This window comes from Coprococcus sp. TF11-13 (genome assembly GCF_003481085.1).
In the GTDB taxonomy this organism is placed as follows: domain Bacteria; phylum Bacillota; class Clostridia; order Lachnospirales; family Lachnospiraceae; genus Coprococcus; species Coprococcus aceti.
Genome location: NZ_QUKK01000003.1, coordinates 248,303 through 261,863, shown reverse-complemented (window position 1 = coordinate 261,863; position 13,561 = coordinate 248,303). Strand labels below are relative to the sequence as shown.

Sequence of the window (13,561 nt, the reverse complement as noted above, 5' to 3'; positions counted from 1 at the left end):
AAACTTATTCTGCCTGTTATATTCTCTTATTTGCGTGCAGTTAATCCTTCTCATCCAATTGCCTTGCGCACGGAGCACCCACTAATGTCTATGAATGTTTTCTGTCCGTGACAAATCCGTTTCTTCTTATCATGTCAAAGTCAAGGTCAAATGATGTGCCATCGGTGGTCAGGAAGTCACCGCTTATGACCGCATTTGCCCCGGCTGCAAGTGCAGCCTCGCCGTTGTCCTCATATCTTCCTCTTCCGGCCGCAAGCCTTATCATGACTTTTGGCATGACAAATCTGTATACCGCTATCGTTCTGACGTACTCCTCCTCAGTGAGAGGTGTCTTGTCATAGAACGGCGTTCCCTCCCTCGGATTGAGGAGGTTCATCGGAACCGAATCCACGCCAAGCTCTCTGAGTTCAAATGCAAGTGCCACCCTGTCCTCAAGTGTCTCGCCCATGCCGAACAGACTGCCACTGCACACCATGAGTCCCGCATCCTTTGCAGCGCGTATTGTCGCCTTCTTCTGTTCCTGTGTGTGACTGGTACACACCTCCGGGAAATATGCCGGAGAGGTCTCAAGGTTGTTATGTATCATCGATAGTCCCGCACCCTTAAGCTTCGTGAAGTCCTCCTGATCCAGCAGGCCAAATGACGCGCATATGTTGATATCCACATTGTCGTGTATATCCTTGACCGTTTTCTCAGCAAGCTCGACCTCACGCTTTGAAAGTCTCCTGCCCTCAGCCACAAGGCAGTACCTGAAGCTTCCCTTGCCACAGTCAATCGATGCACCCTCAGTAACCGCTTCTTCACCCAGAAGATTTATCTCAGGTACATCCTTCTTCGCTATCCTGGACTGTGCACAGTATCTGCAGTTCTCTGTGCATCTGCCCTCCTTCACGCTTATGACCGAGCACACATCGCACCGGTCTCCGCAGAAATGCTCTCTTATCTCATTTGCTGAAGCCGCCAGTATATCCAGATCCTCATGTGCAAGCTTTAGAGCCTCATCATATGTGATCTCCGCTCCACCATTCAGCACGCGGTTCTTAAGCTCCTCTACATACTCTCTGCCCATATGATTCCTACCTCTTTTCTGTAAAGTTCCCAGTTTCATCTGGTCTTCAGCCCTTGTGTATGTTAATCACAGAATCTGCCGGATGCCTGCAGTGTCTACCGCCCATCTGACAGTTCATATGTATATATGGAAAGAGCCTGCCACCGGCAGGCTCCCCCATCTGTATATAACTCTCTATATCTTTCACAGATATTTAGTATCAGCTATTTATCTTGTGTTCTCTGTTATGTCTCCAAATGATCACATTAGGATTACAGCGCAGCCTTGATCTGCTTGTAGATACCCTCTGCATCAAGCTCGTACTTGTGAAGCAGTTCATTTGCAGGGCCTGACTCACCAAATGTATCTCTCACACCGATCCTTGTCAGCTTTGTAGGACACTTCTCAGCAAGCACCTCTGCAACAGCACTTCCGAGACCACCTATGATGGAGTGCTCCTCAACTGTGAACACTCTTCCTGTCTTCTGAGCTGTCTCAGCGATGATATCCTCATCGATAGGCTTGATAGTGTGGATGTTGATGAGTTCAGCATCTATACCGTCAGCAGCGAGCATATCCACAGCCTTCACAGCCTCAGATACACAAAGTCCTGTAGCTATGATAGATATGTCCTTGCCGTCCTTGAGCTTAACCCCTTTGCCGATCTCAAACTTGTATGTGCTCTCATCATTGAGTACTGGAACTGCCAGTCTTCCGAATCTGAGATATACAGGTCCAACATACTCGTATGCAGCTTTCACTGCTGCTCTTGCCTCTACATCATCACATGGGTTAATGACAACCATGCCCGGGATCTCTCTCATGAGTGCGATATCCTCACAGCACTGATGTGTTGCTCCATCCTCACCTACTGAGATTCCTGCGTGGGTTGCACCGATCTTCACATTCAGATGTGGATATCCGATAGTATTTCTCACCTGCTCAAATGCACGTCCTGCAGCGAACATTGCAAATGAACTCATAAATGGAACATATCCGCATGTTGACATTCCGGCAGCTATTCCTGCCATGTTCGCCTCCGCGATGCCACAGTCAACGTGTCGCTCAGGATAAGCTTTCTTAAAAATAACTGTCTTGGTTGCCTCTGCAAGGTCTGCATCTAAAACAACAAGATCATCGTGCTCCTTTGCGATCTCTACTAAGGCATTGCCATAGCTCTCTCTGGTTGCGATTGCTTTATTCTCTATCATAATGCTGCAGCCTCCTTCTCAAGTTCTTCCATGGCGATCTTATACTCCTCTTCATTCGGAGCCTTTCCATGCCAGCCGGCCTTGTCCTCCATGAATGATACACCCTTGCCCTTGATCGTGTGGGCGATGATCGCTGTAGGTTCACCCTTGTGGGACTTTGCCTCAGCAAATGCCCTGTCGATCTCGTCAAAGTCATTGCCATTGATATTGATAACATGGAAGTTGAATGCCTTGAACTTCTCATCTATAGGATATGGTGAACATACATCCTCAACCGTTCCGTCAATCTGAAGATTGTTGTTATCTACTATAACGCACAGATTGTCAAGCTTTCTATGTCCTGCGAACATAGCTGCCTCCCATATCTGTCCCTCCTGGATCTCTCCATCACCGCAGAGACAGTATGTTCTGTAATCCTTGCCCTGCATCTTGGCTGCAAGTGCCATACCTACTGCAACTGAGAGTCCCTGTCCCAGTGATCCTGATGACATGTCCACTCCTGGAGTGTGCTTCTTGTCAGGATGTCCCTGAAGGTAAGATCCAACATGTCTGAGTGTCTTTAAGTCTTCTATTGGGAAAAAGCCTTTTAACGCAAGTGCTGCGTAGTAGCCCGGAGCTGTGTGTCCCTTTGAGAGCACGAATCTGTCACGATTCTCGTCCTCAGGATTCTTAGGATCCACATTCATCTCCTCGAAATAAAGATAAGTAAACAGGTCTGCTGCTGATAATGAGCCGCCTGGATGTCCGCTCTTTGCATTGTATACACCTGTGACAATGCCCTTGCGAACTTCTACAGCTTTTTTCTGAAGTTCTAATTTGTTCATCTCATTCTCCTTTTAACTGGATACTGTATTTGTATCATACAGAGCCATTATAACATAATTTCTTCTATTTAGAAGTACGTTTTTACATGCATTTTTCAAGAAATATTACAAGGTTTTTTCAAGGTTATCTGTGCATTTCGACCAAATATACCTGCATGGGTGTCCGGCGGATCATTGTATTCACTTTGTCCGCCTCGCAGCGCACCTGTCCACGTATCAGCCGCTGATCCACTCATACAGTATGCCTGCCATCTCCCTGACATAGTACGTCGGAAGCAGCCACCATGCAGTGCTTCCGGCTATGGATCCCGTCTCTATGCCCTGTTTGTCCGCTATACGCTTTGCCCTGTACTCGTGGAATTCATTTGTCACTATATTCATCTTGTCCGGCAGTCCGTTCTGTCTGATGATCTCAGCCGAAAACTTTATGTTCTCCCTTGTGGACGTGGACTTGTCTTCCATATATATTCTCTCCGGAGCAATTCCGTGCTCTGTAAGGTATTCATACATGCACTGAGCTTCCGACATGCTCTCATCTGCGCCCTGTCCACCGGACACAACACATACAGCCTCCGGGTTCTCATCAAGATAATCCTGTGCTGCTATAAGTCTCTCTCTCAGCATAAGGCTTGGACCGCCGCCTCTGACCGCGCATCCGAGCACCACGACTGTGGCATCCTGTTTAGGCTTTACATGAGCCGCATAGACCATGTGATACGTGATGACCACAACAAGGGCAAGAGCAATGGTTACAAGCGCAAGCACGATACTGAGGCATATCTTTCCTGCTTTTTTATCCCAAAGCTTTCTGACAGATTTGTCTATCTTTGCCCTGAATACTCCATACAATGTGAGAAGTGCAAACACGCCTGTTCCCAGCAGGGTTCCTATATTCACATGACAGCCTCTAAGCACCGGATATATGAACATCAGCATTCCCAGCACGCCTATTATACAGAATATAACTCTCCATATATGATATCCCCGTGTACGCACCGCCACACCATCTTTGTTTATTTCTTTACTCATATCTTCATGGCTCTTCTGAGTCATTTTATCTGTCATCTATTATATCCTCCCTGTTTTTTCTCTTTTCAGCTTCTTAATACCATTCACACAGAATAACAGTGACATGACTGTTGCTATAGTCCAGCCTATCGGCCAGGCCAGCCATATTCCTGTGGCGGAACCTATAACTCTTGACAGCACTATCGCCAGCACCACCCTGAGTATCAGATCCGTAAATGTCGATGTCATGAATCTGCCCATCATGCCTGTTCCCCTTAGTATTCCATCCGCTATAAGTTTTGCCGATACTACAAAGTAGAACGGCGCCAGTATCCTGAGATACGTGACTCCCGTGTCAAGGGCAAGTCCTGTCCTGTTCTCCATAAATGGATACATGCCATAACGACCAAAGAAAAAGTACAAAACCGCAAATGGTATGCATAGTCCCCATATGAGTTTTATTCCAGCTTTAAGTCCCTGTCCTATCCTGTCGATCTTACCCGCGCCAAGATTCTGTGCGGTATAGTTGGATATTCCATTTCCAAGTGTTGTAAATGACGTTATGACGAGATTGTTGAGCTTTACAGCCGCCGCATAGCCCGCTATGACAGAGGCTCCAAATCCATTGATGACGCTCTGAATAATTATATTTCCAACTGAGATAAAGCTCTGCTGAAGTATGCTCGGTATGGCTATGACTGCTATCTTGCCCAGCATGCTTCCCGAAAATACACGGACCTTCCCCTCAGTGCGAACTGCTGTCAGGCGTCTGAACACAACTATTATCGCAAGTACAGCGCTCACGCCCTGACAGATGAATGTAGCCCACGCAACTCCATTTACCCCCATCTCAAATGTCTTTACAAACAGTATATCAACGGCTATATTGGACACCGATGAGATGGCAAGGAATATGAACGGTGTTCTCGAGTCGCCCAGCGCAGAGAATATTCCTGTCGCTATGTTGTAGAAGAACAAAAATGGCACGCCCAATATGTATATGTTCAGATAAGTAAGCGAATCTCTCATCAGCTCATCCGGGGTATCAATAAGTGCCAGCAGTCTCTCTCCAAGCAGGAATCCAACCAGCATGAGAACCGCCACAAGTACCGCGCTTGCTATGAGAGTAGTCCAGACCGCAGTCTTCATCTCGCTGTATTTCTTTGCCCCGAACAGCTGGGATACTATGACCGAACAGCCTATATTGCATCCAAATGCAAATGCTATGAAAATAAGTGTTATCTCATAGCTGTTGCCGACCGCCGCCAGAGCATTTTCTCCTATGAACTGCCCCGCCACAAAGCTGTCCGCTATGTTGTAAAGCTGCTGAAATATTACACTTCCAAAAAGTGGAAGGCAGAATCTCCAAAGCACGGATTCAGGTCTTCCCACAGTAAGATCTTTGTTCACTTTTTTCCCTTCTTTTCTATAATTTACTCCTGTTTTCGGTTTTATTCTAAACTCGTTCACCCGGCATTACAATAGGCAAAATATTAAACATCTTCGGCTGAACACCCGTTTTTTTGTACTTATTTCCATATATTTTTATGCATATAAAAACGACAGTACATGCCGAGATGGACATATACTGCCGGATCTTTTTATATTTTAAGTTTCTTGGTAATTACAGTATATCTATGTATTCCCCTGACAGCGCCTTGTTCATCGATCTGACAGCACAGAATTTACCGCACATACTGCACGTGTCGCTGTACTCGTCATCAGGCTTTCTGCTGTCCCTGATCTCCTTTGCAGTCTCAGGATCTATGGCACATGCAAACTGTGCATCCCAGTCGAGGACACGTCTCGCATCCGCCATCTTGTCATCTATATCCCTCGCTCCAGGTATCCCCTTTGCTATATCTGCCGCATGGGCTGCTATCTTGGATGCGACGATTCCCTGCTTGACATCGTCTACATTTGGCAGGGCAAGGTGCTCTGCAGGTGTGACGTAACAGAGGAATGCTGCGCCGTTCATGGCTGCGACCGCTCCGCCTATGGCACTTGTGATGTGATCGTATCCCGGTGCTATATCTGTGACAAGAGGTCCAAGTACGTAGAATGGTGCGCCCATACAGAGTGTCTTCTGAACTTCCATGTTGGCTGCAATCTGATTGAGTGGCACATGACCAGGGCCCTCAACCATAACCTGTACATTATGATCCCACGCGCGCTTTGTCAGCTCTCCAAGTCTGACAAGCTCCTCTATCTGACATACATCCGTTGCGTCCGCAAGACATCCCGGACGACATGCATCTCCAAGTGATACTGTCACATCGTATTCCTCGCATATATCAAGGATCTGATCAAAATACTCGTAGAACGGATTCTCGTTACCAGTCATGGTCATCCATGCAAATACAAGACTGCCGCCACGGCTGACTATATTCATCTTTCTCTTGTGTTTCTTGATCTGTTCGATCGTCTTTCTTGTTATTCCGCAGTGGAGAGTCACGAAGTCAACTCCATCCTCCGCGTGAAGACGTACCACATCGATGAAATCCTGTGCAGTAAGAGTTGCGAGATCTCTCTGATAATGAATAACGCTGTCATATACCGGCACAGTTCCTATCATAGCCGGACACTCTGAAGTGAGCTTCTGTCTGAACGGCTGTGTGTTGCCGTGGCTTGACAGATCCATGATCGCCTCTGCTCCCATCTCGACAGCACTCATAACCTTCTGCATCTCGATACCATAATCCTTGCAGTCTCTTGACACACCGAGGTTGACATTGATCTTGGTCCTCAGCATGCTTCCAACTCCCTCTGGGTTTAAACATGTGTGCTTCTTGTTAGCTGGTATCGCTACCTTGCCCTCTCCTACCAGTTTCATCAGCGCCTCAGTGGACATATGCTCTTTCTCGGCAACTTTCTCGATCTCAGGAGTTACTATGCCTTTTCTTGCTGCGTCCATCTGTGTTGTGTAATTCCTCATCTGTTCCTCCAATCTGATCCGGCTTTATAAATCTGTTCCAGATCTAATATTTGTTTCTCTTACACTTTTATAGTGGCGGAAGGTGGTGCCCCCAATCAGCCACTTTAGGAACATCCCACTCACGTGGATTATTCCTTATGAAAAAAGAAAGAAGAGACGAGGGAATGCGTCTCTTCTTTCTTACATCATTATGTATGTATCAAACGTATCCCTACGGCGGCATTATCCGCATCAGGTTGTGGGTCGAAGCGTTCAGCCTCCTCTCAGCCGGCTAACTCGCCAGCTCCCCATATACTATCCAATTCTCTGACAACAAGTATACCGCTGTCAGATCGTAACATCAACATATTTTTCTGTGATGTTACACCATATGCTGCAACTCATTACTGATCTGCATCTTTTCTAAGGTCATAATAGTGCGGAATGATATCCTCGTAATGTCCATCCGGCATTCTGAAGCCTCCCGGGATAACGCCCAGCGGAGTAAAACCAATCCTTTTATACAGATGGAGTGCATGTACATTTGATGCTACTACGGCATTGAACTGGAGCACTCCAAAGCCTTTCTTCTTTGCCATGGAGATACAGTCAAGCACAAGCTTTTCTCCTATGTGTTCACCGCGGACGTCGCGTCTCACGGCATAGCTGGCGTTAGATATATGTCCGCATCTTCCCACGTTGTTCGGATGAAGTATGTAGAGTCCTACCACCTCACCACTCTCTGCGTTCTCGGCGATACCGGTATATGTCTGCTCTTTGAAAAATGCATCTCCTGATTCCGGTGTCAGGACTTCCTCCTGTGGAAATGCCACGCCATCATCCACAACCTGGTTCCAGATCTCTGATGCTGACTTTGCATCTGCTGCCATGTACTCTCTTATGTTTATATTCATCTATGCGTCCTCCTATTATGATAAGATTTCACTTATGTTCTATTTATTATTATATCGTTCTGTCTGGCAGCGCACTATGTATACATCAAAACAGTGTATATTGCCGATATTCAGCAATAATAATCAGATTATGGTGCTGACAGTTATGGGCATATAGCTGTCAGCACTTTAAACATTGTACTACTGTCTATTTATGTTGCAAATTGCACCTCCTTTATCTGCTACATATCCACAGCCTGCCTCACTTCTCTCTTTTTCCAGCTCACAAATCCATACATGTCGTTCACAAAGAATATGACGAAGTTTACAACTACAGGAATATATGACGGATTCTCAAAAGATGCGAGAACCCATAATACTATGAGTACTACATCATTTGCTGCATATCCCACCGCATAGTATGACGATCTCAGCATGGTGAGCGCAGCCGCCAGGAAACTTGTGACTATGGATATTGTGCTGAATACTATATTCGGCGTGTCAAGTATCATGAGTATATAGTAGAATACAACCGTTACAAGCACTGTGCTGACAGTGAGCCATATCACATGCCTGCGTGTCAGTTTCTGTATGGCTACCTCACTGCTGTTGCCCTCCGATGGATTCTTAAACCATGTTATGGCTGACCACACCGCCATCGGCATCGTCATCCCGAGGTAGGTTATCATCTCCCCCCAATAACGGAACCTGAAGGATATGATACCGTATAATATGCTGAATACGACCATCAATATCTGCGCCCACACATTTCCCTTTGCCGCAAATATAAGCGATGTCACACCTATGAGTGCCGCCGCAAGTGTGAGTATGTCCAGATCTGCAGTGAGAAGATTCGACACCAGCACTATAGCCAGGGAACTCAGCCAGATAAGCCATTCCCGCTTAGTCAGTTCTTTTATTGGATTGTACATTTCGATCTCTCCTTTTTATCGCCTATCTTTAGCAAACTCTTTTCTAGTTGCCTGAATTTTCAAACAATTCTATTGTTCAAGAAAGTCATTCATCTTCTAATTTCTCTCAGATTTTGACTATATTCTTTCCTGCCCATCTCTAAAGTCTTATTTTCTCCAAATCATCTGGCACATGCAGGTTGCCACTGTAATACCTTTTGCCCTCTGCCACGTACAATCCTTTTCTATGTGTTATATTTTTATCCTCTGTATGATATAGCAACAGATTCTGAACTTCAATCTTTTCTGCAAGTTCACAGGCATCCTTGACTGTTGAGTGATGTTTCTCGTATGGATCAAATATATCCGCCTCAGAATACAGGCAGAATGCCTCATGGAGCAGCCATTTGCTGCCTCTCGCATACTTCTCCTCACAATCATTGTAAGGCTCGTCTCCGCAGCACGTAATTTTCGCGCCATCACCCATATCCATACAGAATCCAAATTGCTTTGTCTTAGTTGAACCAGTATCAAAAAATGTGACCTTTTTGCCCATTATCTCTTTCGTATCGCCGTCATTCACCTCAACCAGATGAAGTCTGTCACCAATATATACTGTCTCCTTCTTATTAAGAAGTTGCATTGCCATCTCCCTAAGTAAAGCGATGACCTCGTCATGTCCGTATATAACGGCTTCGCCTTCATACGAACCTTTTTTCATATGCTGGCATATCATGCGGATCATCCACACCGCGCCGAGTATATGATCCATATGTTTATGCGTCACAAATATTGTCCTCATGTCCTGCCAGTTAAAACCCGCTTTCTTAAGCTGTGACAGTATGCCGTTACCACCGCCGCCATCCACTAGAAAATGTTCGTCTCCATCTGACAGCACAAAGCATGTATTATAACACTCTGTCACAAGTGCACTTCCTGTTCCAAGCATCGTTATGTCCATACACCCATTCTTCCTTTCCCAAATACTTAATTCGTATAATAAGCACCATCCGCAGACTCATATTAACCTGATTAACAGCTTACTTCTCCGGCTCCTTGCACACATCAACCCAGCCGGCAGCCCCAGATGCATCCTCAAGCTCAGAGATGGTGAGATTCACTGCACTGTGGTCATTGCCCGCCGCAGGAAAAACCCTCTCGTATCTCTTGAGGCTCTCATCAAGGTATACATCTATCCCCAGATTTATTCCAAATGGACACACTCCGCCCGGTGCATGTCCGACAAGCTCCTCCACGCTATCAAATGGCACCATCTTCGCCTTGACGTGGAATCTGTCTCTATATTTCCTATTGTCAACTCTGGCTATGCCCTCGGTGAGTATGAGTACTATCTTGTCATCCTGTATGAACGCCATGGTCTTAGCGATCATGCCCGGCTCAACTCCAAGCGCCTCCGCCGCCATGGCAACAGTTGACGTCGGAGCGTCCATAAGTATGATCCTGTCTCCATATCCTTTATCTTCAAGAAACTTTTCTGCCTTTTCCAGTGACATGGCTGTACGTCCTCCTTGTTGTAATTATCTGTATTCTAGCACTTCATCCATTTTCTTTCCAGGCCGCATCTCCGGATTCTCTGCAACAGGTTCTGGATCGCCGCACCTCGATAAGCTGTCTTATAATCGCCGGCTCCACTGGGGTATCTTTAAACCTTCTAATACTGTGTCTTTTTTCTATGCTATCTCTTACCTCCATAGCTATGTCTGCCTCCGTCTGTCTCCGTAAATATATGTATGTAAACCGTATATTATCCAAAGCATCATAATTGCTGTATATCTATAACCATGCACTCCTCAGATGCCTTAAATCCCATTGATTCGTACAGCGGTCTGCCGCTTTCCGTGGCATCAAGACTTATCTCCGTGGCACCATGTACACGCGCATCCTCTATAAGCATATTCACAAGCTGCCTGGCGATTCCTCTCCTCCGATAGTCCTTTTCTGTATATACATTCATGAGATGTGCTCTCTTTCCAGAAGTATGAGAAAATGTTGGCATAATTTCAATATAAGACATACTGGCACACGCCACACATCTTCCGTCATCGACAGCTACAACAGTTGTCTGATCACCTTCAAGAAAATATCTCCTGCTGTTTGTCACCAATTTATCGTCAAATATATAATCAACTGGAAGATCATTGACTATCCTAAGCATGGACAATCTGACATTCATCAACATATCTATATCGCTCGCGTCCGCCATCCTATATTCCATAATATCCCCCTAATCAGTCCTTGACATTTGCTAACCTCCTGTTATAATAACACAAGTCGGACGGTATGTTGAATATTAATATACCTTGCAAGGTGTTCTGCAGATGCAGGATTCCCGGATGGAACATGAATCGCGATACAATATATCAGAATTTTCATGAGCCAGATAAGATGATTATCTTATCTGGCTCTTTTTTTATGCAGCTGGCAGGATAATGTGTACCCGCGATCATATGCTTTTCATTTTTTCAATTATAAACTTTTTTTATTAAGGAGATTTACAAATGAATCTATTAAAAGACGATCTGAAAAAGCTTTACTTCAAATTCCTCATTCCTTCCCTTGGAAGTGCCATGGTCATGTCCATATACACCCTGACTGATGCCATCGTCATCGGCAAAGGTGTTGGAGCTGATGCCCTGGCCGCTCTGAGCATCACAACGCCTCTGCTGTGCATACTTATGTCAACCGGAATTCTCTTTGGCGTAGGTGGATCAGTACAGATGAGCGTGCACAGAGGAAGTGGCAACACAGTGAAATCTAACCGTTACTTCACCGTGTCATTCATGATGATCGCGGCAATCACCGCACTGCTGTGGATACTGTACGTAACATGTATGCCATCACTGCTGAGGCTCATGGGTGCAAATGCCACTCTATACCCATATGCCATGTCATACATGCACTATATAAATATGTTCCTGCCGGTTGCAGTATTTTCCAACTTCGTAGCTATATTTGTGAGAGCTGACAATGATCCGAACCGCGCCATGGCAGGAGTCCTGCTGGGTGGAGTGTTCAATATCGTGATGGACATCATACTGGTATTCCCGCTGAAGCAGGGAATCGGCGGAGCCGCACTTGCCTCTGTTATCGGTATGATGATCCAGGTACTTGTCGCCTCATCGCATTTTCTCAGCAAGAAGAATGAGCTGCGTTTCATAATGCCACACAGGCTCCTGAACAGCATGAAGAATATCGTGACAGCCGGTATCCCGAGCTTTTTCAATGAATTTGCAAATGGATTTATAGTACTGCTGTTTAACATACAGATATTGAAGTACTGCGGCGAGGATGCCCTGTCCATATACAGCGTCATCTCCAACTGCGTCATCCTGTTCAATTCTCTGTTCACAGGAGTTGGTCAGTCTGTGCAGCCTGTGATCTCGACCAACTACGGAGCAAATAACATAGGCAGAATAAACGCCATAAAAAGAATGGCTTACACAACCATCCTGATCATGGGTGCACTGTTCTCACTTATTGGAATACTTTTTCCACGAACATTGTGCAATGTATTTATAGATATGAATGAAGGCCTTGGTGTCATTGCCGATCTTGGTGTCAGAGCGTACTTCTTTGCATTTGTGCCATTTGGGATCAACCTGATGACCTCCTACTATCTCCAGGCCATACTGAAATCCGGGCAGTCGCTGTGTATATCACTGCTCCGAAACATCATACTCAGCAGCGTGTGTATACTGACGTTCCCAGTTTTGACCGGTGGCAACAGTTTGTGGTTTGCTGCACCTGCGACCGAGGCTGTGACACTTACCGTCAGTCTTGTATTTCTGGCACGGGAATCTAAAAGGTAGGATGTCCATTACATGTGTATGCAAATTAGGCGATATGAGATATACTGGATGTGTTGACTTTAACAAATAGAGATTAGGGGGTATAAGGCGAAAATGCACGAAATGGATTTGATTGAATTCCTTATTAAAGAAGGACACACTGATATTGCAGAAAGTATTAAAGACTACCGAAAAAATACTATTAAAATGTGTATGAAGGATGAGGAAAATGTAATTGCAAAAGGCACAAGTAAAATCGGCGGCTTTCCCGATCTTCCGCCCGAAATTCCATATCCCACAATGTCGGGCTATTCCTGCAAGCGCGGAGATGACACTGAGCGGTACGAAAAATCAGCAATGCAGCTTGTTGCTCAAATCAATCTTGCGGACATTGCCGACTTAGATATTGAAAACAAGCTTCCGCACACGGGTATTTTATATTTTTTCTGGAGCGGAGAAATCGACTCAATTCACCAGACCAACAAATGGGTTGAAAGCGTTGCTGACGCCCCCGAAAATTCGGCTTATCACAAGGTGATCTGGTACAATGGCGACCTGTCAAATTTAAAGAGAACTGAGCCGCCTGTTCCATATTATTCAAAGTATTTTACAGAAACTTTTGAGGAAAAGGCCGTCGAGTTTGAACTCACCACAGATTATCAGCCACTGGGAGATGTGCTTGACTGTGACCTATTTGACCGTCTTGAAGAAGTTGCTCCAGATTATGATATCGAATATCTTTCGTATGACGGAAACAAATTATTCGGTTATCCTACGGGTGGTAATATACCGGATGTAAACACAAAAACTCATCTGCTGTTTCAATATGGTTACAACGTTGGTTGTCTATGGAATATCTTTTGGATCATTTCAGATGAAGATTTAAAGAACCGCAATTTCGACAAAGCGGTCTTTAGTTTCGATTTGGACTAATAACTATAAT

The 13,561-nt window shown here is 45.3% G+C and carries 14 protein-coding genes and 1 riboswitch; of the genes, 2 read left to right on the top strand and 12 right to left on the bottom strand.

Features of this window, described 5'->3' with window-relative positions; translation table 11 throughout:
• Window positions 1-88: 88 nt before the first annotated feature.
• The 12 genes from bioB to DXD11_RS07705 all read right to left on the bottom strand — a co-directional run bounded on the left by bioB (window position 89) and on the right by DXD11_RS07705 (window position 11,045).
• Window positions 89-1,069 (bottom strand): biotin synthase BioB, encoded by a 981-nt coding sequence (gene bioB / locus DXD11_RS07755; protein ID WP_118758105.1) that lies wholly within the window; start codon window positions 1,067-1,069, stop codon window positions 89-91.
• Window positions 1,070-1,320: 251 nt separating this feature from the next.
• Complete coding sequence (locus tag DXD11_RS07750) at window positions 1,321-2,259, bottom strand: transketolase family protein (protein WP_118758104.1); 939 nt, start codon at window positions 2,257-2,259, stop codon at window positions 1,321-1,323.
• Window positions 2,256-3,083 carry a transketolase gene (locus DXD11_RS07745; protein ID WP_004850272.1) on the bottom strand — a complete coding sequence of 276 codons (828 nt, stop codon included), beginning with the start codon at window positions 3,081-3,083 and terminating at the stop codon, window positions 2,256-2,258. The genes DXD11_RS07750 and DXD11_RS07745 overlap by 4 nt, the downstream gene beginning before the upstream one ends.
• 216 nt (window positions 3,084-3,299) lie before the next feature.
• Entirely contained in the window at window positions 3,300-4,148 is an 849-nt protein-coding gene (locus DXD11_RS07740; RefSeq protein ID WP_118758103.1) for a YdcF family protein, read from the bottom strand.
• Between the two features lie 3 nt (window positions 4,149-4,151).
• Window positions 4,152-5,501, bottom strand: coding sequence for an MATE family efflux transporter (locus tag DXD11_RS07735; RefSeq protein ID WP_118758102.1), 1,350 nt, complete (start codon window positions 5,499-5,501; stop codon window positions 4,152-4,154).
• Window positions 5,502-5,715: 214 nt separating this feature from the next.
• Entirely contained in the window at window positions 5,716-7,026 is a 1,311-nt protein-coding gene (gene thiC, locus DXD11_RS07730; RefSeq protein ID WP_004850265.1) for a phosphomethylpyrimidine synthase ThiC, read from the bottom strand.
• 191 nt (window positions 7,027-7,217) lie between these two features.
• Window positions 7,218-7,326: riboswitch (TPP riboswitch) on the bottom strand.
• An 83-nt stretch (window positions 7,327-7,409) separates the two neighbouring features.
• Entirely contained in the window at window positions 7,410-7,919 is a 510-nt protein-coding gene (locus DXD11_RS07725; protein ID WP_118017356.1) for a GNAT family N-acetyltransferase, read from the bottom strand.
• A 221-nt stretch (window positions 7,920-8,140) separates the two neighbouring features.
• Complete coding sequence (gene pnuC, locus DXD11_RS07720; RefSeq protein WP_022216111.1) at window positions 8,141-8,830, bottom strand: nicotinamide riboside transporter PnuC; 690 nt, start codon at window positions 8,828-8,830, stop codon at window positions 8,141-8,143.
• A 139-nt stretch (window positions 8,831-8,969) separates the two neighbouring features.
• The gene (locus tag DXD11_RS07715; RefSeq protein WP_055223193.1) at window positions 8,970-9,770 is read right to left on the bottom strand and encodes an MBL fold metallo-hydrolase; all 801 of its coding nucleotides are present in this window, start codon (window positions 9,768-9,770) and stop codon (window positions 8,970-8,972) included.
• A 79-nt stretch (window positions 9,771-9,849) separates the two neighbouring features.
• A complete protein-coding gene (locus tag DXD11_RS07710; RefSeq protein WP_055223190.1) occupies window positions 9,850-10,323 on the bottom strand; it encodes a YbaK/EbsC family protein in 474 nt (157 codons plus the stop codon).
• A 43-nt stretch (window positions 10,324-10,366) separates the two neighbouring features.
• The gene (locus DXD11_RS14210) at window positions 10,367-10,522 is read right to left on the bottom strand and encodes a hypothetical protein (RefSeq protein ID WP_158564628.1); all 156 of its coding nucleotides are present in this window, start codon (window positions 10,520-10,522) and stop codon (window positions 10,367-10,369) included.
• Between the two features lie 64 nt (window positions 10,523-10,586).
• Complete coding sequence (locus DXD11_RS07705; protein WP_117874595.1) at window positions 10,587-11,045, bottom strand: GNAT family N-acetyltransferase; 459 nt, start codon at window positions 11,043-11,045, stop codon at window positions 10,587-10,589.
• Window positions 11,046-11,328: 283 nt separating this feature from the next.
• On the opposite strand from DXD11_RS07705, the gene DXD11_RS07700 reads away from it, so the two are divergent.
• Window positions 11,329-12,639: an MATE family efflux transporter gene (locus DXD11_RS07700; protein ID WP_118017352.1), complete on the top strand. Its 1,311-nt coding sequence runs from the start codon at window positions 11,329-11,331 to the stop codon at window positions 12,637-12,639.
• Between the two features lie 102 nt (window positions 12,640-12,741).
• Window positions 12,742-13,551 (top strand): DUF1963 domain-containing protein, encoded by an 810-nt coding sequence (locus DXD11_RS07695; RefSeq protein WP_242992679.1) that lies wholly within the window; start codon window positions 12,742-12,744, stop codon window positions 13,549-13,551.
• Window positions 13,552-13,561 lie beyond the last annotated feature (10 nt).